At 63.8% G+C, this 24,464-nt stretch carries 18 protein-coding genes and 1 pseudogene; 9 read left to right on the forward strand and 10 right to left on the reverse strand.

Annotated elements, in window-relative coordinates; genetic code table 11:
* Positions 1 to 6: 6 nt before the first annotated feature.
* The 3 genes from IAG39_RS13640 to IAG39_RS13650 all read right to left on the reverse strand — a co-directional run bounded on the left by IAG39_RS13640 (position 7) and on the right by IAG39_RS13650 (position 9,132).
* Positions 7 to 4,584, reverse strand: coding sequence for an autotransporter-associated beta strand repeat-containing protein (locus IAG39_RS13640; RefSeq protein ID WP_165867806.1), 4,578 nt, complete (start codon positions 4,582 to 4,584; stop codon positions 7 to 9).
* 688 nt (positions 4,585 to 5,272) lie between these two features.
* On the reverse strand, positions 5,273 to 7,120 hold the full coding sequence (locus IAG39_RS13645) for a M48 family metallopeptidase (RefSeq protein ID WP_118932133.1): 1,848 nt from the start codon (positions 7,118 to 7,120) through the stop codon (positions 5,273 to 5,275).
* Between the two features lie 2 nt (positions 7,121 to 7,122).
* Positions 7,123 to 9,132: a DUF4034 domain-containing protein gene (locus IAG39_RS13650; protein ID WP_118932134.1), complete on the reverse strand. Its 2,010-nt coding sequence runs from the start codon at positions 9,130 to 9,132 to the stop codon at positions 7,123 to 7,125.
* Positions 9,133 to 9,523: 391 nt separating this feature from the next.
* Between IAG39_RS13650 and IAG39_RS13655 the strand changes: the two genes are divergently transcribed.
* The 3 genes from IAG39_RS13655 to IAG39_RS13665 all read left to right on the forward strand — a co-directional run bounded on the left by IAG39_RS13655 (position 9,524) and on the right by IAG39_RS13665 (position 12,556).
* Positions 9,524 to 10,516 (forward strand): DUF4917 family protein, encoded by a 993-nt coding sequence (locus tag IAG39_RS13655; protein ID WP_118932135.1) that lies wholly within the window; start codon positions 9,524 to 9,526, stop codon positions 10,514 to 10,516.
* Between the two features lie 96 nt (positions 10,517 to 10,612).
* Positions 10,613 to 11,338, forward strand: coding sequence for a hypothetical protein (locus tag IAG39_RS13660; protein WP_124260351.1), 726 nt, complete (start codon positions 10,613 to 10,615; stop codon positions 11,336 to 11,338).
* A 30-nt stretch (positions 11,339 to 11,368) separates the two neighbouring features.
* Complete coding sequence (locus IAG39_RS13665; protein ID WP_118932137.1) at positions 11,369 to 12,556, forward strand: hypothetical protein; 1,188 nt, start codon at positions 11,369 to 11,371, stop codon at positions 12,554 to 12,556.
* Here the strand turns inward: IAG39_RS13665 and IAG39_RS13670 are convergent.
* The gene (locus IAG39_RS13670; RefSeq protein ID WP_223283250.1) at positions 12,553 to 13,068 is read right to left on the reverse strand and encodes a hypothetical protein; all 516 of its coding nucleotides are present in this window, start codon (positions 13,066 to 13,068) and stop codon (positions 12,553 to 12,555) included. The two genes, IAG39_RS13665 and IAG39_RS13670, sit on opposite strands and share 4 nt — an antisense overlap.
* 173 nt (positions 13,069 to 13,241) lie before the next feature.
* On the opposite strand from IAG39_RS13670, the gene IAG39_RS13675 reads away from it, so the two are divergent.
* The 3 genes from IAG39_RS13675 (at position 13,242) to IAG39_RS13685 (ending at position 15,104) form a co-directional block, all read left to right on the forward strand.
* Positions 13,242 to 13,613, forward strand: coding sequence for a hypothetical protein (locus IAG39_RS13675; RefSeq protein WP_223283251.1), 372 nt, complete (start codon positions 13,242 to 13,244; stop codon positions 13,611 to 13,613).
* A gap of 245 nt (positions 13,614 to 13,858) precedes the next feature.
* Positions 13,859 to 14,503 carry a hypothetical protein gene (locus IAG39_RS13680; protein ID WP_118932139.1) on the forward strand — a complete coding sequence of 215 codons (645 nt, stop codon included), beginning with the start codon at positions 13,859 to 13,861 and terminating at the stop codon, positions 14,501 to 14,503.
* Positions 14,504 to 14,531: 28 nt separating this feature from the next.
* Entirely contained in the window at positions 14,532 to 15,104 is a 573-nt protein-coding gene (locus tag IAG39_RS13685) for an HD domain-containing protein (RefSeq protein WP_118932188.1), read from the forward strand.
* A gap of 24 nt (positions 15,105 to 15,128) precedes the next feature.
* Here IAG39_RS13685 and IAG39_RS13690 read toward each other — a convergent pair whose 3' ends face one another.
* The 4 genes and pseudogenes from IAG39_RS13690 to IAG39_RS13700 all read right to left on the reverse strand — a co-directional run bounded on the left by IAG39_RS13690 (position 15,129) and on the right by IAG39_RS13700 (position 18,093).
* Positions 15,129 to 16,025, reverse strand: a complete 897-nt coding sequence (locus IAG39_RS13690) for a DMT family transporter (protein WP_118932140.1) — start codon at positions 16,023 to 16,025, stop codon at positions 15,129 to 15,131.
* A gap of 60 nt (positions 16,026 to 16,085) precedes the next feature.
* Positions 16,086 to 16,604, reverse strand: coding sequence for a GNAT family N-acetyltransferase (locus tag IAG39_RS31755; RefSeq protein WP_410469186.1), 519 nt, complete (start codon positions 16,602 to 16,604; stop codon positions 16,086 to 16,088).
* A gap of 159 nt (positions 16,605 to 16,763) precedes the next feature.
* Positions 16,764 to 17,009, reverse strand: a pseudogene (locus IAG39_RS31760) (MarR family winged helix-turn-helix transcriptional regulator); the annotation flags it as partial.
* A 133-nt stretch (positions 17,010 to 17,142) separates the two neighbouring features.
* Complete coding sequence (locus IAG39_RS13700; protein WP_118932141.1) at positions 17,143 to 18,093, reverse strand: GlxA family transcriptional regulator; 951 nt, start codon at positions 18,091 to 18,093, stop codon at positions 17,143 to 17,145.
* Between the two features lie 151 nt (positions 18,094 to 18,244).
* Here IAG39_RS13700 and IAG39_RS13705 point away from each other — a divergent pair, with 151 nt between their 5' ends.
* Positions 18,245 to 18,862: a cysteine hydrolase family protein gene (locus tag IAG39_RS13705; RefSeq protein WP_118932142.1), complete on the forward strand. Its 618-nt coding sequence runs from the start codon at positions 18,245 to 18,247 to the stop codon at positions 18,860 to 18,862.
* A 121-nt stretch (positions 18,863 to 18,983) separates the two neighbouring features.
* Here the strand turns inward: IAG39_RS13705 and IAG39_RS13710 are convergent, their stop codons facing one another.
* Together IAG39_RS13710 and IAG39_RS13715 are read right to left on the reverse strand one after the other, a co-directional pair.
* Positions 18,984 to 19,898 (reverse strand): hypothetical protein, encoded by a 915-nt coding sequence (locus IAG39_RS13710; protein WP_124260352.1) that lies wholly within the window; start codon positions 19,896 to 19,898, stop codon positions 18,984 to 18,986.
* A gap of 153 nt (positions 19,899 to 20,051) precedes the next feature.
* Positions 20,052 to 22,319 carry a DUF3604 domain-containing protein gene (locus tag IAG39_RS13715; RefSeq protein WP_118932144.1) on the reverse strand — a complete coding sequence of 756 codons (2,268 nt, stop codon included), beginning with the start codon at positions 22,317 to 22,319 and terminating at the stop codon, positions 20,052 to 20,054.
* Between the two features lie 92 nt (positions 22,320 to 22,411).
* Here IAG39_RS13715 and IAG39_RS13720 point away from each other — a divergent pair, with 92 nt between their 5' ends.
* Together IAG39_RS13720 and IAG39_RS13725 are read left to right on the forward strand one after the other, a co-directional pair.
* The gene (locus IAG39_RS13720) at positions 22,412 to 23,338 is read left to right on the forward strand and encodes a LysR family transcriptional regulator (protein ID WP_059373274.1); all 927 of its coding nucleotides are present in this window, start codon (positions 22,412 to 22,414) and stop codon (positions 23,336 to 23,338) included.
* A gap of 113 nt (positions 23,339 to 23,451) precedes the next feature.
* Positions 23,452 to 24,432: a Bug family tripartite tricarboxylate transporter substrate binding protein gene (locus tag IAG39_RS13725; RefSeq protein WP_118932145.1), complete on the forward strand. Its 981-nt coding sequence runs from the start codon at positions 23,452 to 23,454 to the stop codon at positions 24,430 to 24,432.
* Positions 24,433 to 24,464 lie beyond the last annotated feature (32 nt).

Genomic DNA, 24,464 nt, shown 5'->3' on the forward strand with positions numbered 1-24,464 from the left:
TGCGCTTCAGAACGCGATCTTCACGCCGAGCTTGCCGTTGAAGTTCTGGCCATCGCCTCTCAGGCTGATCTCCGAGCCCACGCTGCCGTACATGGAGACATTGCGTTTGACGCCCACGTCCGCGCCCAGGTTCAGTTGCACCGATGCGCCCTTCATGTCGGCCCGGAACGGTACATAGCCGTTCTGTGATGAGAACTCGGTGGTCGGATTGGTCAGGAACTCGTTGACGAGGCTGGCGCGCAGCCAGGTCGTCGCGACCCGCTTGCCGTCTGGCCCGGGATCCAGTTCCACCGTGCGCGCCAGGCGCACTCCCAGGCGGCCCCTAAGGCTGTCTACGTCGTTGAAGCGGATCTTGGCGGCGCCGTCGTTGGCATCGTTGAGGTTGACATTCTGGAACACCAGTTGCGCCTGCGGCTCGATCACCCATTCGTCGTTCAGGCGGAACGGATAGCCGCCTTCCAGCGAGGTCGCGAAGCCGAAGCCGCGCGTGTCCAGGTTGTAGCCCGCGGGCGAGCGGCCGTTGTCCACGTCGTAGCGCGTGCCTTGGATCACCGCGTCGACATACCAGCCTTCCTTGCCGATATGCGTCCAGTAGCCGCCCAGCGTCACGCCGTTCATGGCCGCCTGGCCGGCCGAGCGGCCATCCAGGTGGTCGACGTCGGCTGTGGCGCGGCCGAAGGCGACATAAGCGCCGGCGTGGTCCATGCTGCCGTTGGCGTTGGCGCGGCGATAAAGGTCCACGCCGGATTGCAGGCCATAGATCTTGTAGTCGTAGTCCGGGCCTCGGGATCCCAGGATGCCCGAGTTGCTGCCGTTGCGCTCGCCTGTCACGCCGATGACGCGGCCCCATGCCAGGGAATTGCTGCCGGTCGGCGTGGAGGGCAGGGCGTAGCGCGCCTCGCCGATGCGTTCATGTAGCGAGTCGAGGAAGGTCGAACCGTAGCGCAAGGCCAGCTCCGGCGTCGCCACGGCCGTGGAGACTTCGGGCCGGTAGTTGGGCGGTGCGGGCGGCACGGGCGTGGGCGGGTTGGGCGGCACCGGCGGCTCGGGCGGGTTCGGTGGAACCGGGGGCTCGGGGTTCTTGCACGCGGGATTGCTGGGCGCGGCGGCGCAATCCACCGTCGATCGCAGGTACCAGTTCTGCAGCCCGCTGGCGTCCACGCTGGAGCGTTGCAACGTATAGGCATACGGGCCCGCGGCGACGTAGCCGCCGGCATTACCTAGCGTGAACGCGCTGGTGGCCGTGGTGCCGCCATTGACGGCATCGACCAGCAGAATGCCGTTGCCGGTAGTCACGGCGCCCGCGCCGCCGGCGTTGGTGACGATCAGTGAAGACGAGCCTGAGGCCGTGCCGCCATTGATCACCAGGCGGTCTGACGGCGAACTATCGTCGCCGAGCAAGGTGTTCATCGCGATCCTGCCGCCCTGGCCTGCGTAGTTCGGCGTCGTCAGCGTGGTGCCGGGCGCGGTGCCGGTGCCCATGTTGATGAGGCCGGCATTGGTCACGCCGGCCACAGTCTGGTTGTAGCCGCTCAGATCGAGCGTACCCGCTGCCGCCACGTTCACGGCTGAGTTGGGACTCAGCGTGGAGGCCGCGCCCGCGCGCAGCACGCCGTTATTGACGTTGGTCGGACCGCCATGGGTGTTCTGCGCAGTCAGGATCGTCGTGCCGGTGCCGTTCTGATTGACGGTGCCGCTGCCGGAGATCAGGCCGGCGAACGTGACCGCGTCGGAGCGATTGAAGCTTAGCGCGCCGCTGTTGGCCACGTCGCCCAGGATGGCGCCGGATGTGCCGCCATTGCCCAATTGGAGCGTGCCTGCGGAAATGGTGGTGCCGCCGGTATAGGTGTTATCTGCGGTCAGGATGGTGGTGCCGGTGCCGATCTGGTTGACCACACCGCTGCCGGAGATCAGGCCGGCGAAGGTCTGGACATCAGAGCGGTTGAAGGTCAGCGCGCCGTTGTTGTCCACGTTGCCCAGGATGGCGCCGGTCGTGCCGCCATTGCCCAGTTGGAGCGTCCCTGCGGAAATGGTGGTGCCGCCCGTGTAGGTATTGTTTACCGTCAGGATGGTGGTGCCGGTGCCGATCTGGTTGACCGTGCCGCTGCCGGATATCAGGCCGGGGAAGGTCTGGATATCAGCGCGGTTGAAGGTCAATGCGCCGTTGTTGGACACGTCGCCCAGGATGGCGCCGGACGTGCCGCCATTGCCCAGCTGGAGCGTGCCTGCGGAAATGGTGGTGCCACCCGTATAGGCATTGTCCGCTGTCAGGATGGTGGTGCCGGTGCCGATCTGGTTGACCGTGCCGCTGCCAGAGATCAGGCCGGGGAAGGTCTGGACGTCGGCGCGGTTGAAGCTCAGCGTGCCGTTGTTTGCGACGTCGCCCAGGATGGCGCCAATGGTGCCGCCGTTGCCCAGCTGCAGCGTACCTGCCGAGATCGTGGTGCCGCCGGTGTAGGTATTGTCGGCGGTCAGAATCGTGGTGCCAGAGCCGATCTGGTTGACCACGCCGCTGCCGGATATCTGGCCGGCGAAGGTCACTACGTCGGAACGGTTGAAAGCCAGGACTCCATTGTTTGCCACATTGCCCACGATGGCGCCCGACGCGCCGCCGTCGCCCAATTGCAGGGTGCCTGCGGCAATCGTGGTGCCGCCGGTGTAGCTGTTGTTGCCTGTCAATACGGTGGTCCCGGTGCCGATCTGGTTGACCACGCCACTGCCCGAAATCTGGCCTGCGAGCGTCATGGTGTCCGAGCGGTTGAAGGTCAGCGCTCCGTTGTCGACCACATTGCCGAGGATGGCGCCCGAGGTACCACCATTGCCCAGCTGCAGCGTGCCCGCCGAGATCGTGGTACTGCCGGTGTAGGTATTGTCGGCGGTCAGGATCGTGGTGCCAGAGCCGATCTGGTTGACTCTGCCGCTGCCGGAGATCAGCCCGGAGAAGGTCTGGACGTCGGAGCGGTTGAACGTCAGCGCGCCATTGTTCGCGACGTTGCCCAGGATGGCGCCCGAGGTGCCGCCGTTGCCCAGCTGCAGCGTGCCGGCCGAGATCGTGGTGCCGCCGGTGTAGGTATTGTCCGCCGTCAGGATGGTCGTGCCCGCGCCGATCTGGTTGACCACGCCGCTACCGGAGATCAGGCCAGGGAATGCCACGGTATCGGAGCGATTGAAGGCCAGCGCCCCATTGTTGGTCACGTTGCCCAGGATGGCGCCCGAACTGCCGCCATCGCCCAGTTGCAGCGTGCCCGCAGAGATCGTGGTGCCTCCCGCATAGGTATTGTTGCCTGTCAGCACCGCGGTGCCGGCGCCGATCTGGCTGACCGAACCGCTGCCGGAAATCTGGCCTGCGAACGTCAGGGTGTTGGAGCGATCGAACACCAGCGCCCCATTGTTCGCTACGTTGCCGACGATCGCGCCCGTGGTGCCGCCATTGCCCAACTGCAAGGTTCCAGCCGCGATGGCGGTGCCGCCGGTATAGGTGTTGTTGGCCGTCAGTATCGTGGCGCCCGTGCCATTCTGGTTGACCACGCCGCTGCCCGAGATCAGGCCTGCGAACGTCACGCTGTCAGTGCGGTTGAAGTTCAGGATGCCGTTGTTTGCGACGTTGCCCACGATGGCGCCGCTGGTGCCGCCATTGCCCAATTGCAGCGTGCCGCCGGCGATCGTGGTACCGCCCGTGTAATTGTTGTTGGCGGTCAGTATTGTGGTGCCGTTGTAGGTGCTGAGCTTGCCCGCGCCGGTGATGCCGGGAGTAAACACATAGCCGGCGGTGTTGGTGTGGTTGAACACCAGTCCGCCTGTTGCGCCCAGGGTCAGGCTGGGACTGGGGCCCGTCAACGACAGCGTGCCAGGGGCCGCCGCAGCGGCCAGCGCGGCAGCGCCGATATTGATGACGCCTTGTGAACTGGCCGCTCCGCCAACCACGGCGCTGGTCGCACTGACCACGGCATCGTTCGAAATGGTCACGGCGCCGTTGCCCGAAGCGCCCACGCTGAGTTGAGCGCTGCTGTTCCACTGCGTGCCAGCGCCGCTGACCGTCACCACGCCCACGCTGCCCGGGTCGTAGCCGACAACGGCGGCCGCATTGCTCACGACCGCGCTGTCGCTGATCTGCAGCGTGCCGTTGCCGGTCTGGCCCACGCGCATGAAGCCGGTGGTGTTCAGCTGCGATCCCAGGCCGCTTACCGTAACGGTGCCGGTGCCGCCCGCCGCCACGCCCACATAAGTGTTGGTCGTGCTTCTGACGACACCGCCGTTCGAAACACCCAGCGTGCCCGTGCCCGAGAACCCTACGGACAGGCCAGCGCTGTTCGTCCATTGCGCTCCCGTGCCGCTCACCGTCACATGGCCGGTGCTGCCGACCTGCCGGCCGATGAAGCCGGATCCGTTGGACACCACGCCGGTCGCGCCAATCTGCAGCGTGCCGGTACTGGTGTTGCCTACCGTGAGGGAACTGGCTCCCAGGTTCCAGGGCGAACTCTGCGACCCGGGAACGGTGACTATCGATCCGCCGTCGATGGTCTGGGAGTAGGCGGGGAAAGCGCCCAACGCGATCAGGAATGCGCTGGAAAGCTTGAATGACAAGCGGACGTCAATTGGTGACAAGGGCTGCATCTTCTCTACTCACTTAATCAAAAGAAATTCAGTGAAGTGATCGTCTGCGCGTAATGCCTGCCAATTGAATTTGCCGGTGGGTGAACAACCGACGAGGGCAGGCAACAAGAATAAGCCTGTTTATCGTTGTTGTTACAACAATAAATAGGGTCATATAACGACGCGCAGGAATGTGTGGCTTCCCGTCTACTCAGACGGCAGCCATGGAGGTGCGGTGAAAGTGCCGGGCGATCAGGGAACCGAAGCGATTCCGATCAGAGGCGGGAAATGGACGGAGGCTGAACCCGGGCGCGCGCGCAAGGCGGTGCGACGGCAGACGAGGCCGAGGGGGAGAGGGGACGTACAGGCAACGCGCATGGCAGATCGAACCGACAAAAAAAATGCCTAGCCTCAGTAGTTCTGTTCCATGGCAGAGCTGCTTGGACCTCCGGATTCAGCACATGGTCTGGAAATGCACGAACGAGGATTTTGCAAAGGAGGTCAGGTTCAGATTAGTGCTGGAAAATCCAGGCGCGATTGATGCAAATCAATGGCCTCGCGCGACGCGCGCTTAATCAGCTGTTTATGCGCAGAGCACTGTCGGGTTCCCACAACCGATAGCAATACTGTTGCGGATTGCAGCGATAGTGCGTGGCGCGGCGTTCGGTGTTCGAGCCGCTCAGGCGCCGGTCCGGCGCAGCAGGCCGGCCGGTGTGCACTGGCTCAGCAAGGGGTCGCCGGCCTCCATAAGCACAGGTTCGACAGGGAGGCGCAGGCGCGGCAGCAGCCGCGCCAGCAGCATCTCGCAATCGCGCCGCAAATAGCTTTGTTCGCCCGTCAGTTTGCCGATGGCGCGCGCCCATGCCGAATCCTGCGCCAGCACCAGCAGCGCGAGATGGCCGTTGCCGGCTTCGCGCAACAGCCAGACGCCGGTGGCGGCGCGCAGTAGCGGATCCAGCGTGTCGGCGAATTTGCGCAGTTCGGATTCACTGAGACCATGCGGTTGGTAGCGCGCGTGGCCGTCCTCGGTCTGGAGCTGCCGCTGCAGCCTGTCCGCCTCCACCCGCCAAGCTTGCGCTTGGCTGGCATCACCGCGCCGTAGCGCCGCTGCCGTCAACTGGCGCAGGCAGGGCTGGCGATGGAGGCCGGGTTGCTCGATGGCTTGCTGCCATAGCGCCTCGGCGCCTGCTTCCAGGCGCGAAGTCTCGGCGTTGGTCTGGTGGGCAGCCCGTCGTAGCTGTAGCGCGGCCAGTTGGCAAAGCGTGGGCAGGTGGCCGGGATGATCCTGCAAATTCTGTTCGAGCATGGCGGCGGCGCCGTCCGCGTCGCCGGTCAGCGTGTCGGCGTACCAGGCCATGCGCGCCCGTTCGTCGGCCGACAGCGTGCGCAGGCGCTGCTTGCGCAGCAGCTCGTGATGGCCGGCAATGGCTTCGTCGCGTTCGTTTTGCGCCTCGCGGGTGGCCTGCTCAATGGCGTCGCGCTGCGATTCATCCAGCGCACGGGCCAGGGGCAGGCGCTGGTCGGCCAGCCATGCTTCAGCGGCATTGGGCGCGGCGCGGCGCCAGGGCAGGGGACTGGCGCTGGTTGCATGCAGCGCGGCCAGACGGTCCGACAGGGAAGGATGCGTGTCGTCATCGGCGGTTGGGATGCACAGCGCCTGATGCAGCCAGGCCTGCGCTTCGGCCTCGTCGCGAGGGCAGGGCAGCTCGGCCGCGCCGGCCAGCCGCGCATGTGGCGAGGGTGGCTGTGCGTCAGAGGCTTGTGCGTAGACGTCCGGCCAATACTCGCGCAAGGCCCGGCCCAGCAAGGACACGGCCAGCAGCGCGCTCGCTGCGGTATCGGCGCCACAGGCTAGCGCAGACTGCGCATCGGCCTCGTACTCGCACTCCCGCGCAAAATCCAGGCTCGCCGCCAAAAAGCGCGGCACGTGCCAATTCATGAAGAGGCGCAGCGGTCCCGTCGACAGCCCCTTGCGCCGTTCCAGCTGCCTTGCGGCTTCTTGCCATTGCAGGCGCGCAAAGTACACCCGGCTGGCGTAGCGCCCGTGGCTGCCCGCGATATGCGCGCATTCATGCGCCAGGATGGCGCGGCAGGACTCGGCCGAGAGCATCTCCAGCAGCGGCTGTCCCAGCCACAGCACGTTGCGCGTGCGGCCCAGCAGGCGCCGGTGCTGCCGGATGCTGGCGTTGAACTCGCCGTTCAGGTAGACGGCATCCAGCGCCGGCGCACCCAGGCGGGCGCGCACTTGCTCGATCTCGCGGAACAGCGCGGGAGCGTCTTCGGGTTGCAGGCGTATGCCGTCCTCCGCGCCTGGCGGGCGCGCGGCAAAAGGCAGCCGCAGCATCGCCCAGCCCGCGAACGGCAGGGGCAGCGTCAACGCCGCCGCAGCCATGCCCAGCACTCCCGGCAAGGCTGCGTACAGCCATGCGGGCGCCGTGCATAGCGCCACGCCGGCGCCCGCCAAGGCGGCATCGCCCAGCCATAGCCGGGCAGACAGCTTCAATCCCGACAGGCTGCCGCGCGCCATGCTTACTGCGCGGCCGGCTTGGGCGGCAGGTCTTCGGCCGACACGCCGCCGCGGCCCAGATAGGCGCCGAACACCGTGCCTATGGTCTTGACCAGGCTGTGCGAGTTCATCACCTGAGCCTGGATGTCTTCGATGTCCTCGTCGTCCGGCTGCAGGCGGCAGGCATGCTGCGCCCATTCGATCGCGGCAAAGCGGTTCTTCTTGGCGCCGCGGCCATGCGTGTAGGCCAGCGCGATCTCGGCGCTGGCGCGCCCGGCGCGCCAGTCGTCGTCTTCCTCGACCAGCGGGCGCAGGTAGGCGCGCACGCCTTCCTGCTGCTCCTGCTCGGTGCCGTGGTCGCGCAGCAGCACGCCGATGCGCAGGCGGGCCAGCGCCTCCGCGCGCGGCTCCTCGCGTGCGCCTTGCAGCAGCCACAACACCCGGTCCAGGTTCTCGCGGCGCGAAAAGTCCATCTCGCCGTCGAAGATATTGCGATGGGCCATGTTGTACTTCGCCAGCGGCGAACCATCCTCCACCGCGCGCGCCAGCCACTGGTCGCGCACTTCGTTGTCCAGGTAGCTGTCGGGCGTGTTGTCGCGGAACCCACGGTGGATGTCGTACATGCTGCAGGCGGCGTCCGGCACGCGCCGATCCGCCAGCTGCCGCGACAGGAAATAGCCCTGCTCATGGTCGCCGCCATCCCATAGCATCGCGGCGGCCGCCAGCACGTTGAAATCGTCATCCATCTGGTCCGCCGCCAGTACCGCTGCGCGGTCCAGCAGCTGCTGAGCTCGCGCCGGATCCTGAGCAAAACCCCAGCGGCCGAACTGATGCGCCACGGCCGCCAGCGCATGCGCCGTGGCCACTTGATCCCAGCCGCACATGCGTTCCAGCACGCGCTTGAACGCGCCGTCGTCGTCGGGCTGGTGATGGATGATGCTCACGTGCGCGAAGCTGCGGAACGGCCCGTCCACCTGCGCGAAATACTCGTTCGGCCCGAATGCCGCCACGCTTTGGCCATGCAGTGCGCGGGCGCGCGCCTGGTCCTGCAGCGAATAGCTGGCGAACTGCGCGTAGTAACCCAAGGCCATGCCACGCTCGGTGGGCCGAAGCTCGCGCGCCAGGAACGACTCGAAAATGCGGCCGTACTCGTCGACCGCCTCGGTGTCGTCCGGTTCCGGATAGCTGTCCAGCGAGTCATAAATCCCGATCCAGCGGATCGCATTGCGCTGCGGCTCCGTCAGCGCCGCGCATAGCGGGCCGCTGGCCATGCCGTCGATGTCCTCGTAGCTGCCGCCCCAACGCGGTTGCAGGTACTGCGCGTAGGCCGTCAACGCACCCAGATGCCCGGGCCGCAGTTCCAGCGCACGCAGCAGCCAGTAATCCTTGGCCTGCTCCATTTCGTGCTCGGCGCGCGGCGCCAGCCAGGCCGGCAAGGCTTGCGGCGCCTGCGCGAGTCGCGGCACGCCCACTGACGCCAGATGCGCCAGCGCCGCATCCATCAGGCCTTCTTCCTCGATGTCATCATGCGTCAAGGTCGCGGGCGGATTACCCGTGAACAGCGCGCGCAGCCAGTAGGGTTCCTTGAAATGCGCGGCCAGCTGCATCATCGTCACGCAGGCTGCAATCGGGCGCGGAGAAAGCGCCATCGCCTGCAGCAGCGCTGCCGCAGAGCTTTCGCAAGCCAGCGCCGCGCCCAGCCAACGGTCCTGGGTCACGCTGTCCGCCCAGCCATAACCGCGTATATCGGCCGCGCGGCCATAGCAGAAATTACCCATCACCAACTGCGCGTGATACGAGTCCGGGCAGGCGGCGATCCAGGCTTGCAGAAAGTCCGAAGCGTCCTGGTACGACACGGTCGAATAGTCGAACAGCGTGCCGGAATTGGCCGCCTCGAAATAGGGCGCGCCGGGGTTTTCCGTGTCCGCCCAGTCTTGCTGTTCCAGGTCGGCGTAATAGGCGTCGAGCTGCGCGTAGGCGCGGGATTGAACCAGGGCGCGGACGTCGCGGCGGATGGAGGAGAGGGATTGCAAGGAGGCACCTGATGAAAGGGACGTGATTTACCCGCGGGCGGGGCGGGCAGATGATGCCTGAGTTCGGCGCAAGGTTGCGAAACCAATGCGATAAAATGTCAAAAAATATGACAAATAGAAAACTGGCGATGAGTTCACGTTCGGGCCCTGCTGGGGCCTGGGAAAGAAGGGGCAAAAGCTGCCTTAGTTTCGGAGTTGAACGCCCCGCCAAAAATGACAGTATACGAATATAGGTTTCAAAATGTATTTTCGCCGAGGCTGAACAGGCGTCGTGTCATCGCCCGCAGCGCCTTGTAGCCAAGACCAAGTTTGGCGCGCAAGGCGGCGCCGGACGGTGTGGTCTTCAGCCAATACCCCGCGTCGCCCCAATCACCAGGGATAAGGCTGCAACATGGCTCACAAGATCTTCAATTGGCAGGACCTCGAAAATGACTTCTCCGACACCTTGCTCGTCGGCAATGGAGCGAGCGTCGCCGTCAGCGGCGAGTTCGGATACACGGGCTTGTTCGAAGCCGCGCAGGTGCACAGCTTTATCGACGCCAAGGCGCAGGATGTATTCGAGCGCTTTGAGACCGATGATTTTGAATTCGTGCTCCGGCGGCTCTGGCAAGCAAAGCAAGTGAATGCCGCCCTGGGTATCGCCGTGAAAGAGGTGGACGAAGCCTATGCCGCGGTACGCAAGGCGCTCATTCAAACGGTCCGGAAAGTACATGTTTCCTACGAGGAGGCCAGACCCCACCTGGAACCGATCTACAAGTTCATGCGGCGGTTCCGCACCGTCGTTTCATTGAACTACGACCTCATCGTCTACTGGGCAGCGCAATTGGGAAATGAGGCGCTGGGCAGCCGCTATCACTTCAAGGACGGCTTCAACAAGAACGCCTTCGCGGATAACTGGGCGATGTATCGGCAATCCTACGGATCTGTCGATAATCCAACGATCTATTGCTACCCGCACGGCAACATCGTGCTGGGAGTGACGCCGTCCTTCGAAGAACACAAGCTCGTAGCCGGACCGCAGGGCTTGCTTGACCTGATCTTCGAAGAGTGGCGCTCGGGCGGCCGCGTGCCGCTGTTCGTGTGCGACGGCACGTCCGACCAGAAGTTGGACGCCATCCAGAAGTCGCATTACTTGCGCAGCGTTTACAACGGCCCCTTGAGCGAGGTCGGAAAGTCCCTCGTCATCTATGGCTGGGGCATCGCCAAGCAGGAAGGACACATCCTCAATCAGATCGCCGCGGCAGCGCCCGATCGCGTCGCCGTGTCTGTCCACGAAGGCATGCAGACGTATTGCGACCACGCGCACAAAGCGCTTACGGATATAGGCGTCAAGGACGTGCGGTTCTTCCATTCAGATAGCGACGGCGCCTGGCACAACCCCTAATCCTTCAACCCGATCGGCTCCCATTGATCGGTCCGGTATTGCGTTGCTGGCAGCAGACAGGAGCCTGCGCGGCAAGTTTCTGTCCAAGGAGTACGTATGGCGGCAAGAAAGACCAAGCGACCTCAGAATGCGTGCCGCGAATGCGGCCACACCTGGTATCCAAGGGGCAACAGCCGTTCGCTGAAGTGTCCGAACTGCGGCAATCGGGATGTGAAAATCGTGGGGCCGGGCATATTGGGAGTCGCAGTGCTAGCCGGTTTCCTGTTTCTTTCGAGCGGCAACAAACCGGATACATCGAAGGCGTCGGCGCCGGCCAATCCCGCAGTCAACGCCGCGATTGCGCAAACGTCGCCAGCACCTGCTGCAATGGGTACCCCTCAGCGGCAGGAGCAGGCGCTCAGCGTACCCAAAGCGCCGAACGGGGCAACGTGGCCGACCGGAGCAGGATACGTCAACGGATATGAGTCGCGGGATTTCGGTGGTTCGGTCGTCAACCTGGTTAATCAAAAAACAGGCAACGCATTCTTTGTGAAGCTGGTCAGCAGCGCGCGGGGTGTCCAGTTCAGCAGCAGGCATGTCTATGTAGGACCCAACCAACAATTCTCGATCGTCAATGTTGCGCCGGGCGATTACTACCTGGCGTTCCAGGACTTGATGAGCAGGAAGTTCTACAGGACCAAGGACTTTTCCCTGACCCAGGGGCCGTCGTCGGTGGATGCCGGCAGGCTGCGTTATACGACGATAGGATTTGAATTCACCTGGCAGCCGGGTGGATACGAGGATGCGCGTCTGATTCCGGCGGCCGAGTTTGGAAGCAGGTGATGCCTGGATCTTGCTTAAAAAAGGAAAGAAATGACGGAAATGGAAGCGCGTGTTGAGCGCCGTGAGGCGCGTGTGGAAGGGGGATGGGGGAAGGGCATTGAAGTCGCTTCTGTGTCCCTGGGAGCAGCGAAAGACGGGGTGCTGTGGTTTTCCGCAGCCGCAGCGATATTTCTTTGGGTATACCTGAAAGAGATAGATTGGATCTCGTTGTTCTTGCCATCTGTCGCATCCTCGTCGGGGTTGCTCACGTTGGCGGTCGGAGGCGGATTGTTCGGCCTCGCGATCGCGGCAGCCGTCATTTATCCGTCAATTATTCTGATTTTTTTTGCGGGAGATGATAGAGAGATACCGAAATGGCTCATGTACGTCCAGTTGTTCGTGCTGGTCGAGATGGCGGGTTTAGTGTTTTTCGATTCGTACTACCTTGATAACGGGCTATATCTATTACTTCTGATGCTGGGCACGTACGGGATTGCCATGGGATTCTATTGCCTCTTGAGTTGGTTCGCGGCGCCAAAGCTGAGTAATCGAACTTGGCGGGATAGGCTGCGAAGCGCCTGGGAGGGCGCATTGCCAAAGTCAGAGGGCGCTGTTCTTGGACGTTGGCGTCATGGTTGGCCCTTTGCTGTAGTGGCGGCCATGGTGTTCTCTGCGTTGGCGTTGGCCATCCCAGCGACGGTATTCATCGGGTTGATCAGGGATGAGTCTCCTGTTGAGTCTCCACGCTATTGGGTGTGGGCGTTGCTGCTGATCTATATTCTGTTGCTCATCATGCCTGTCATTCTGTTCTGGGCTGATCGGGGGCGCGGCTTGAACTACAGGAAATCGGTTGTGCGCGCCATGATTCTCATGCTGCTCTTGTTCCTGACGGCTTTTTGGGTGACCCCGAGATCAACGTTCTCGAACCGGGTTCTCGAGTTGGTGCACGCACGAAGCGCGAGTGAAGAGGTCTTCATCGTTTCTTCGCCAGTGCTATCGGATGCGTTGAAATCACTTGATTTCCCGATCGGCGAGGTCGCGGGCAAACATGTCACCGTGCGAGCGTGGGTGCGATACTCATTTGGCGATATCGTCCTCTTATGCAAGGGGCCGTGGCGTCGCCAGAATGTGCAGATCGACGAAAACGACATGACCCGCGAGCGAGCCAATCGCTGCGTCCCTGCGCAGCGTGGGGAACTCCGGGAGTGGCGCGGCGGACTTTTCTCCCCGCTTGTCTAGTCCTCCGGTGTTTTTTCCGGTTTGAGGCCTGCCGCCTGCAGACGCCAGGATGGAATGCGGTACTCGTACCACGCTTCCTCCAGCGTCTGATACCGCTGAAACCAGGGCGCAAGATGGTTTTCAACATCCGTTGCCAAGGTCGACAGCCAGTCTTCCATGTCTTGCGCATCGCTGATCTTGAGCACAGCGCCGCTGCCCAGGGTGGGTTCCTGGACCAGCCCCTCTCCCGGTTTCAAATAAGCGCGGCGGTACATGCGCCCCTTGTTCCATACCTCGGCCGGCACGTAGACCGGCCATTCCTTTTCATATGGAAAGGACACGTAGACGCCCAAGGACACGTGCTGCGCGTTGTCGAACGAACCCTTGTAGCGAATCAGTTCTACGCCTTGCTGCAATTCGCCGCAGGCTCGCCACAGGCAACGCTTGCCCTTTTTCTTCCAGCCCGCGAATGCGGGCTGCGCGCGCAACCGCTCCATGACGCCTTGCTCCAGATCGGCCAGGGCTATCGGCATGCGAGCCTCCAGGGCATAAGGGCAAATTTCTGACTGCAATATTGCAAATGCATGTTCGTAGGTCCTCCGTGCTGGAGCTCTTCAGGCTTCAACGGTGTGTCGCAAGGTATCATGCGCTGGTTTTCACGGCTCGACCTCCTTGACAGTCAGAAGGCTCTTCAATGAAAAAAAGCATGCCACTGGTATTGCTGTCGTCCATACTGCTGACGGCTTGCGGTCCCGACAAAATCATCGCCGATCTGCCTTCGCCTGACGGGAAATATCACGTTGAGGTCCGCAAGTGTCCGCAGCGCGGGTCCCTGACCTGGGACGAGCAGACCCAGGTATCCGTGGTCGAGGCAGGCGTATCGGAAAAGTGCAATGCGTTCATCGTGGCGCTGACGCAGTTCCGGTCGTATGCGCCTGATGAGCAACTGCAGCTTGAATGGATTTCCGATACGGAACTCAGGGCCTGGCATCCCGCGTTCGAGCCGAAGAATGGCGCTTGGGCCAGCACGATCAAGCAGGGCGCGCCGGTCAAGGTGATATTCGCGCCCAAGAGCTAGTCGGAGGCCGGTCATACCGCGATCTGCCGGGGCCGTGTCGTAAACGTGATAATTTGTTGCCCGTCGGCGCAGTTGTGACTGCTTGAATCCACAGCTTCCAGTGAATTCGGATTATCCGCAGGCATATGCCCATGGATTGCCGATTTTTTGCCCATTCGTGCCGTGCCATTTGTGTTTGAATACGCGCCGTTTGCGCGCGTGGTTTGCCAGCCGCAAGACCCATATTCGACGGAGCCTGATCCAGTATGCATTTCAGAGTTTTGGCCATAGGGCTGCTGATGGCCGGCGGCAACATTGCGCAGGCCGCCACGGTGCAGGACGTCTTCAACGGAAAAATGCTGGGCAAGAGCCAGGCGCATTTGGAATCGATAACCGGCGCGCCGCAGGAATCCTACGGCGACGATCGCGTGTTCGAGGTGCAGGGCTGCCTGATCACCGCGACGATCAAGTCGGGCAAGGTATCGGCGCTGAGCATGGATGCATCCGAAGCCTGCCAGCCCGACCTCGCCAGTTTCATTGGCGAATATGCGCCCAAGCCAGGGCAGAAACTCACCCCCGCCGCCTTTGGTCCGGACCTGACCTATACGGCCGATTGCCTGACGGACTGCGGCAATGCCGCCGATCCCTGGGTCTACGCAAGCTGGACCGCGCCGCGCGCAGCCGGCGGCATGGAGGTCATGCTGGGCTTTGTGCAAGCCGGAGACGAGGCGCTGGATGCAGCCGAAAGATGGGCCTCGCAGATGGAAAAGGCCGAAGGCCAGGATTACCTGCTCAAGAACAAATTCAATTGCGACGCCCGCTACAACGATGTGGCCGAGGCCGCCTTCAGGAATGTGGCCGCGACCAGCGTCAAGGTCGGGTTCGATCTGCCGAAGGAACCTTGCCGCTAGGCCGCGCCGCAATGGGTTGAGATTGAGCATGGACATCGACAAAATCAAAGGCCGGCTGGCCTTTCTGCAGGAAGCCGAAAAACTCAAGAGCGTGCTGCGTAGCGGATTCACGTCCACCGGCCGCCCGGAAAGCACGGCTGAACACAGCTGGCGCTTGTGCCTGATGGCCATGGCCTTTGAGGACGAGTTGGCCGGCCTGGACATGCTCAAGGTCCTGAAGCTGTGCGTGCTACACGATCTGGGCGAGGCCATACACGGCGACGTGCCGGCCATCGAGAAGCACCAGCACCCGGACAAGAGCGAGCAGGAGAAAGCCGACCTGCTGCACCTGACGCGGTCCCTGGACGAGAAGCAGCGCGCAGGAATCATGGCGCTTTGGCAGGAATATGAGGATGCCACCACGCCGGAAGCCAAGGCCGTCAAGGCCCTGGACAAGCTGGAGACCATCTTGCAGCACTCGCAGGGTTTGAATCCGCCGGATTTTGATTATGGGTTCAATCTGACCTACGGCCAGAAGCATACCGACGCGGATCCCTTGTTTGCGCTGGTGCGCAGCGTCCTGGACGAGAAAACACGCGCCCGGATCAAGCCAGAGAGCTGAACGGTTTGGCGGTCCGGAGGCCGCTCAAGCGGCGCTTGCGGGTGCGCTTGCGCGCCGTTCATGCGTGCCGAACCAGACGCCGGACAGGACCAGAACAAAAGCCCCTGTCAGGCGCCAGGTCAACGGATACGAGCCACTCAATAGCTCGATCAACACGGCCGTGATCGGCGCCAGCGCCTGAAACGACATGACCCGGCTTGCCTCCAGGCGGCTCAGCGCCCACAGCAGGCAGAAATAGCCCACCGCGCTGGACAGTCCGATGAACACCACATTCGCCCACTGAAAGCCTGACAGGCTGGGCAGCAATGGCGCGCTTCGCGCCAGGCAGACGCCTGCCAGGAACAAGACCGAGACAAGCATCGCCACCACGCTGACATACATGGATGGATAGCGACGCAGGTACGGACGATATAAAAGACTGCAAGCCCCGCCGATAAACGTCGCGCCCAACAAGGCGGCCCAAGCCCAGCCATCCGCGGCGCTGCCCACCGCGGCGGCAGAGGGCTGCAGCAATAGTGCAATCCCCGAGACCGCCACGCCCGCGCCGATCAGCCGCGGCCAGCTGAACCGTTCGCGTCCGGTGGCAATCGCCAGGCACAGCGTCACCAGCGGCAGCGTGGAAAACACCAGCGCGCACGTGGCGGCCGGCAGGCGGGCCAGCGCGTAGTTCAACAGCAATATCAGCATCGCGAATTGCAGTATGCCCAGGCCCGCCACCGCGCAGAAATCCTTGGCCGTAAACCGTACCGACCATCGCCGCAGCATGGGCGCGGCAAGCATGAGCGCCCCGATGGCATAACGCAGGAAAGCCAAGGTCTCCGGTGACACGTCGTTCGACACTGCGCGTGTCGAGACCATTGCGGCCCCCACCAGCGTGCCCGTGATCGCGGCGGCGCAAATGGCCTGGGCGCGTTCACTCATCGGAGCCGCGCCTGTCCGCAAGCACGGATTTCATCTGGTTGCTGGGATGCATTGCGCTTCCTACAGATCCCGCGCCCAATACTGGCCCACCAGATCCTTGCCGAAGCTGTGATGCTGTTCTTCCTCGACCAGCTCGAAACCGGCCTTTTCATAGATCCGGCGCGCATCCGTCAGCACGCTGTTGGTCCACAACACCATGCGCCGGTAGCCTGCCTGCCGCGCAAAACGCAGACACTCGTCCACCAGTCGATGCCCTATGCCCAGCCCGCGCGCGGCGCCGTCCACGTACAACAGGCGCAGCTTCGCCGTGGTTTCGTCCTGTCGCACCACGAACACCGAGCCCACCATCTTGCCGTCCTTCTCGGCGATCCAGCAGCGCTCTCGCTCGCGGTCGAATTCCCGGATGAACTTCGCCACGATCTCGGCCACCAGCGCCTCGTACTCCGAGTTCCAGCCGAATTCCTGGGCATAGACCCTCGCCTGGTTCGCCACTACCAGCCCCATGTCGCCCGGCCGCGGATCGCGCAGCACGTAGGGAAGGGGGGCTTTGTCGCCGAGCAGGTTCTGGATTTCGTTCATGGCATTGACCAGCTGCGCTTGCGCCGGCTCCGATAGCTGTTTGAGGATGGCAATGATCTCGTTGCGCGACGCTTCATTGAGCGGCGCAAACGCCGCCCGGCCCGCGTCCGTCAGTTCCAGCAAACCCACGCGTGCATCGGCCGCCGAGCGCGTCTTGGCGATCAAACCTTTCTTTTCGAAGCCCGAGATCACGCGGCTGACATACCCGGCGTCCAGGTTCAGCTCCCGGCACAGGTCCGAGGTGCTGAGCGCCGGCCGGTGAGCCAGCTCGTAGAGAATGCGGACTTCGGTCAGCGAGAACTCGCTGGCCAGCAGATGCTCGTGCAGCACCCCGATCTGGCGGGTGTAGAAGCGGTTGAAGTACCGGACCGCTTCGGCGCGGTCGTAGAGCGACTGCTCTGTCATGGGAAGTTCCAATTACTTGCTTAAGGCATATTATTATTTGCTTTAGGCAAGTATTGGAAGATTTTTTTCTGTTCGATGGCGATCATTCCGATAGGCCGGCGCTATCCGGCGCGCGGCACGGGAAGGGCCGCCATTACCGCTGCCGGAACTGCTTCCGATACCCCGCAGGCGACACCGAGAACGCCGCCGTGAAATGCTGCCGCAGCGACACCGTCGACCCGAAACCCGTAGCCTCGGCCACCCGGTCCACCGACAGCCCGCCCGTCTCCAGCAGCCGCTGCGCGGCGGCCAGCCTGTGGTTCAGCACCCACTGCGTCACGGTCGTGCCCGTCTTCAGCTTGAAGCGCCGCGTGAAATTGCGGCGGCTCAGCCCGGCCTCGTTGGCCAGGCGGTCCAGCCCCAGCGGCTCCTGTAAATGCTCGATGGCCCATTCCATGGCCACGCTTATCGGATCGCCGCCGTCCTCGCGTGTGAGCGGCCGCTCGATGTACTGCGCCTGCCCGCCATCGCGATGCGGCGCCATCACCATGCGGCGGGCCACCCGGTTCGCCAGTTCCGCGCCATGGTCGCAACGCAGCAGATGCAGGCAGCAATCGATGGCGGCAGCGGTGCCGGCCGAGGTCAGGATGTCGCCGTCGTCCACGTACAAGGCCTTGCGGTCGAGCCGGATCTGCGGGTACTTGCGGGCGAAGTCATCGCTCCAGACCCAGTGCGTCGAGGCCGGACGGCCGTCGAGCAAACCCGCCTCGGCCAGCACAAAGGCGCCCAGGCACAGGCCGATGACGCGCGCGCCGCGCGCATGCGCATCGCGCAGGGCCTGCAACATGGTTTCAGGCGGGCGCTCGTCCGGATCGCGCCAGGCGGGCACGATCACCGTGTCCGCCTCGGCCAGGGCCGAATAGTCGTGCGGCACATGGATATCGAAACCCGACATGGTCGCGACCGGCCCGACCGCTTCGCCGCAGACCAGCAGGCGATAGCGCGGTACGCCCAGCCGGGCCAGGTCGTCGCCGAACACCATGCAGGGCACGGACAGGTGGAAGGAGCTGATGCCCGCGAAGGCGACGACGGCGATGGTATGCATGGCGCAATGGGCTGAAATGCGGATGTGGCCCGATCCTATCATTTATTGGTATTTGGGCCACTTTCGGGTTCAAACCCGATGGCGCATCCTTGATGCCGTTCGCCCTCGTGCGTGAACAGCACACTAAACGCCTACAGATCAAGGACCTACGATGAACCACCCGACCATCCGCGCCATCGCCGGCGCCACCGCCCCGCAGTCCATCGACCCGGCCAGCACCGCCTTGCTGGTGATCGACTTCCAGAATGAATACTTCAGCGGCAGGCTGCCCATTCCCGAAGGTCCGGCGGCCCTGCGCAACGCGGCTAAGCTCGTCGCCCATGCCGATCGGCATGGCATTCCGGTCTTCCATATCCAACACGCCACGCCGGCCGGCAGCCCGGTCTTCGCCGACGGCAGCGCCGGCATCGAATTTCATCCCGACCTGCAGCCCGCGGCTAACCATACGGTGCTGCGCAAGTCGACGGTCAGCGTGTTCCCCAGCACTGACATCGACCAGCGCCTGAAGGCGGCGGGCGTGCGCACGCTGCTGATCACCGGCCTGATGACCCACGCCTGCGTTGCAGGCGCTGCCCGAGACGCGGTGCCGCTGGGGTATCAGGTGATCGTGGCGGCTGATGCCTGCGCCACGCGCGACCTGGATACGGGTGCGGGGGAGCAGGCTGCGTTGCCGCACGCGATGCTGCATCGTGCGGCGCTGGCGAGCATCGATGACACCTTCGGCGACATCATGACGACGAAGCAGGTGCTGGAGCTGCCGTTGGCTTGAGAGGATAAGGGGCCGGGTAGGTCAGCCGGCCTGGTGCGAGTCCATCGGCATCTTGCCTGTGAGCGCGCGTTCGGGCACATGGCGTCGGCCTGCTTCATCTCTGGTGTTCACGGTGCCTTGCTTACCGGCTGGGCTGGGAACCCTCGCGTTTCGGGGGATTCAGCAGCGAATCGATGATCGGATCGGTTGGCGCCAGCGGCGCTGCGGTATCGGCGGTAGCCAGGGCGGCTGCCACTGAAGCAGGGACTACCGGAGACCCCGTCTTTACGCATGAGTCGATATCCAGGAGGGCCAGCTTTACCTCCTTGGCGAGCCGTTCAGCTACCGCGTAATCTGGAATGGTTTTGCCCAGGACTGTCACGGCTGAACCTTTTAGCGGCGTACCCTGCATCTTGTAATAGCCGTTGTACGCAGCCAGTACGGCAGCGGCATCGATGGGAGCAGGTGTCAGCGCGTTGAGATTCTGGCGCAGCTGCGATTGAATCTCCATCGACGCGAAATTCATGGATCGCACCAGCATGGGTAGCTTGTTGAGCTCGTCGCTCAACTCCGATGGGGCGCTGTTCTGCAAGGCGTACGTCACCGTGACCACACAGCCCGCCTTCTTCGCCGCCGCATCGAAAAGGCCGCGCTGAGCCTCCAGGTGATACCGCGCACCCAATTGACTGGCACCTGCCGCAATGCCGGCGCCGGTAGCCGTGGTCGCCACGTTTCCAATCAAGCCGCCCGTGACGCCGACGACCACGCCTGCCAACGTCCAGTCGCTCTGTTCATACAAGGCGAGCTGCGCCCGGTCCGCGCGGTCTTGATACGCCGTCCGTTCGGCGACAAGGCGGTCATTGCCTTCGGGGACGGTGGCGAAAGGCTTGAGTGGCGCGGGCGTGTACATCGGATAGGCGCCAGGAGGACGGGCGGCACAGCCGGCCAATAGGACCGAGACCAAGAATAATGGCAACCAATGGCGGCTCGCCGTCCCTTGCGCCGACAGCCGCAATAGCCGAGCAAAAGGGGTATTACCCTTCAGGCGCTTGAGCATATTCTTGGGTGGAAATAATTGGACCGAGCGTTTCTGGCGAATGCTGGTAGCCAGCGTAGCAACGAGGATCCGATGCGGCTAGCCATCCAAAAGCACGATGCCAGAGGTCCGAGGAGCCCATCCAGGCACCCCGGCGCCTAGCGGCCGACCACCTTATTTGGGCCCGGACCCGGTCCGCTCCACGTAGATCGGGCTGGAATAGATGAAGAAGCCGTCCTCGGTCGTGATGCGCAGGTACACCGCATTGTCGGAGTCTGTGTGCAGCGGCACGCGCACCCGCGCCTGCATCCGCCGCACCGGATTCTCGTCAGGTAGGCGATAGACTTGAAGCCGGCGCCGGATGCCGCCGTTTTCGGCGACTACCGGCTCCAGTCCGATCTGGTCGACGGGGATCTCGGTACGCACCACCGGCGTGTCGATTTTCAGCACGCCGGCGCGCGGATTGCTCAGCCGCACATCGATGCCGCTGTAGCCGCCGGTGGTCAGCGAGCGCCAGCTCAGCATGTCGGGGCGAGGTTGCGCCAGGGTCTTGTCCAGGTTCCAGAAATTGATCGGTAGCGGATCGACGAAGGTGTTGCCTTCGAGGGTCGCGCTACCGTCCCAGACCGTCTGGCGGCCGCGGCCGCGGTACTCGGATCCTTCCCAGACGATGCGGATCCGGTTGCCCAGCGCAGCCTCGTCGTAGGGGTACAGCGTCTGCACCACGTCCATGCGGTTGCGGACTTCCACGCGCTCGATGGCGCCATGGGTCAGTACCTCGAAGGACAGCTCCAGCGAGTCGCCGTCGTACGACAGGATGGCGCCCATATCGGCCTGCGTGACGGGCTCGCGCGTGACCGGGGCGCCCAGCTTGGGATCATCGGAATAGCGCTGCGCCGGCCTGTCGAAATGCGCTTGCACGTCCAGGTAGGCGCGGCATCCGGTGGTGGCGTAGTGGCGGCGTTGGCGCAGGCATTCGGCGATCGACTGGCGTGTCAGCTGGTCGGCAATCAGACAGCTCAGGCCGCCATATGCGCCAAACAACGATGCGCCCGGATGGCTGGCGCCATGCCGGCCCTTGTGCCCGTCGCTATTGGCCAGGATGCCCACGCGGTAGCCCAGCCGGAAGGCATCCTCCAGCAGCCATTCGAAGGTGCCCCAGTCGGAGTGGATCTCGATGGAGCGCTCCAGCCGCGCGTCATGGGACCGCGTAATGTCGGCGTAGCGGCCGCCGATGTGCGCGAACACCACCACATCCTCGTCCTTCAGCGCGTCAAACAGCGCATCGGCATCGTTGGCGTCCAGCGCCAGGTCCGACAGGTCGTCGATCAGCGCGTGCGAGGAACGATGAATGGGGCGGCCTTCCTTCAGGTACAGCACGTTGCGGTCGCCGCCCAGGCCGGTGTTGCCCGACCATTCATAGCCGGGGAAGATGATGAACGATCCATCCTGGTTGTATTGCGCGGTCAGCTTATTCAACTGTTCCCAGAACGGCGTGGTGATCTGGAAGTCATTGCCCTGATGGCTCATGACGTCCAGAAAGGCGCGGTCGCGCGCGAACAGGATCAGGTCCTCGGCGGAATTGGTGCCTATGGTTTCCTCGGACTGCCCGTGCAGGTCGGCCCAGTAGTGCCCGCGTGTGCCGCCGCCAGCCGCGACGATGCGGCAGGGCGTGCTTTGCGCCACGGGCAGGCCGTCGCGCAGCACCTCGATGCGCAGCTCGCCGGGCGCTTCGGCCACCAATCCCTCAAGCCGCGCGGCAAACTGGCCCTCGCGCATCGAGAACGTGGCGGGCAGGCCGCGCAGCGGCAGGCTGCTGCGCAGGGTGAACTCGCCCGCGACCTGATCGCTGGGGTTGCCCCATTTGTCTTCGCCCTTGAAACCCAGGCTGAAGGGCTCGCCCGCGACCGTCTGGCTGGGCAGGATGGCCTTGTAGGCGACCGGCGGCCCGGCCACCACGGCAATGGTGGGCGAGTGCTGGAGCTCGGTGTAGTTGTAGGTCGCGAAGGCGTCCACCAGCACCTTGAATTCGAACGTAGGCTCGCTGAACGTCTGCACCCGCATGCCGGGCGAGCCCTGCCGCGTATCGCCGAAGCGCACCACGATGCGATCGCCTTCCTCCAGGTAGCCGCGCACCACCCGGATGAATAGCGTCTTGTCCCAGGGCCGGATGTTGCGCTTGCCGTCGTACTCGACCTGCAGCACCGCGCCGTTGGAAGCCTCGACCGTGGTGTAGTTCCAGCCGTCCGGCTGATCGAACTGCGGCTTGCCCATGTCGCTGGCGAAGCGGTGCACGATCTTGATCGACCCGGTGTCGTCGATGCCGAAATAGCCCGCGGTGTACGTCAGCGTGAACGACGCGAAGCTGCCCGCTTCGAAGCGGCCGGTAGGTTCGACGATGGCCGATCCCATGCGGTCGGCGGCGTAGGAAGAGTGGGGCATTGCGGTTCCTGGCGGGTTAGGGAAATCCCATCTTAGGGACCGCACATCCATATAGCTATAGTATGCAAACTATTCCATCATGACGTCACTACATGACCGAGCCGATCGAGTCCGTCTCCCTGCGCCAGTTGCGCGCGCTGGTCGCTATCGGTGAAACGGCCAGCTTCACGGCCGCCGGCGAACGCCTGGGCCTGTCGCAACCCTCGGTCAGCCACTTGATCCGCCGATTGGAGGCCGAAGTCGGCCAGCCGCTGGTGGTGCGCGGCCGCGAGGTCTCATTGACGCGCGACGGCCAGGCCATGGTCGACGCGGCGCGGCGCGCTATCCTGGCCATCGACAGTTCCATCCAGGAATGCCGCGAACACTCCGACCTGAAGCGCGGCAAAGTCATGGTCGCCGTGGGCCACGTCAGCGCGGCCACCTTGTTGCCGCACATCCTGATGGAGTTTCGCCAGCGCCACCCACAACTGGACCTGATCGTGGTCGATTGCATGGTGCAGCAGATCCGCACGCGCCTGCTCTCGCACGAGGCCGATGTCGGCCTGGGCGCGGTCATGCAGGACGACGACTCCCGCATCATGGTGGAACAGCTTTCGGACAGCGGCGTCGCGCTCTTCGCGCGCATGGATCATCCCCTGGCCAGGCTCGACCAGGTCGATGCCAAGGTGCTGGCCGAATTGCCCTGCATCCAGCTGAACCCCGAAGCGCCCGCCTGGCTCAACATCAGCCGCCGCTTGATCGCCGCGAATATCTATCCGCGCGTCGAACAGCGCGTCGTCCTGCTGTCCACGGCCATCGGCCTGATACAGGCCGGCATGGGCGTGGCCATGCTGCCGCAGATCGCGCGCGGGCAGATGCCCGCCGGCATCAAGGGCATCGCCTTGCGCAACCCGGCGCTGGAATGGCCGATCTCCATCGCGCGCCTGGCCAACTACCCTTTGTCTCCCGCGGCCCAGGCCTTCGTCGCCGTGGTCCGCTCGGTCTCCCAGCGCCTGCGCCGCGACGCCGCCATGCCGTGATGGCATGACGCTATAGCACCCCGCCTATTTTTCGGGGTTGCCTGCTCCGATACGCTGCTTGGCATCATGCAAGCCCGCATGGTTTCCATTGCTCGCGCCAGCGCGGAGGCATCATGAAAACACTACAAGGGGTTCTACTGGGGGCCGTACTGGCCTGTGCGTCGCTTGTCGTGACGCCAGCCGAGGCGGCGCCGTTTCCGGATCGTCCTATCACGCTGGTCGTGCCGCTGGCGGCGGGCAGCACGGCCGATATCCTGGCGCGCTCGATCCAGCCCGGCCTTAGCCAGCAACTGGGGCAGACGGTCGTCGTCGAGAACAAACCCGGGGGCGGAGGCCAGATCGCCATGAGCTACGTAGCCAAGGCCTCGCCCGACGGCTATACGCTGGTGCTGGGCTCCAACAATACCTGGGCCATCAACCTGGGACTGTTCTCGAAGCTGTCCTACGACCCGACCAAGGACTTCGTGCCGGTCGCCTATCTGGCCGGCGGCTCCAATGTGCTGGTCGTGCCGTCCGACAGCCCGTACCGCTCCGTGCGCGAACTGGTCTCGGCCTTGAAAGCCCAACCCGGCAAACTGATGTACTCGTCCGGCGGCAACGGCACCACGCACCACCTCTCGGCCGAACTGCTGCTGTCGATCACCGGCACCCAGGCCGCGCACATTCCCTACCGCGGCGCGCCACAAGGCGTGGCCGCCGTCATGGCGCATGAGGTCGCCTTCGCGTTCTACAACACGCCAAGCGTGTCCGGCCTCGTCAAGGAAGGCAAGCTGCGCGCCCTGGCGGTCACCGGCGAGGCCCGATCCCCCTTGCTGCCAGACGTGCCGACCATGATGGAAGAGGGCGTGCCGGGCTACGTGATCACCGTCGATCTAGGTCTGATGGCCCCCGCCGGCACGCCGCCGGACGTCGTGGCAAAACTCAACGCAGCGGCGCGCAAAGTCATGGACAGCGCCGAACAGCGCCAGCGGTTGCAGGGCTTGGGGTATGAGATCTTCCACGACGGGCCGCCCAGCGGTTTGGCGGCATTTATCCAGGCGGATATCGCCAAATGGGTGCCGCTGGTGCAGCGGTCGGGGGCGAAGGTGGATTAAGTGTTTGCATTGCCTGATTCCCCTGCCTGGGG

Source organism: Achromobacter xylosoxidans, assembly GCF_014490035.1.
GTDB lineage: Bacteria > Pseudomonadota > Gammaproteobacteria > Burkholderiales > Burkholderiaceae_B > Achromobacter > Achromobacter bronchisepticus_A.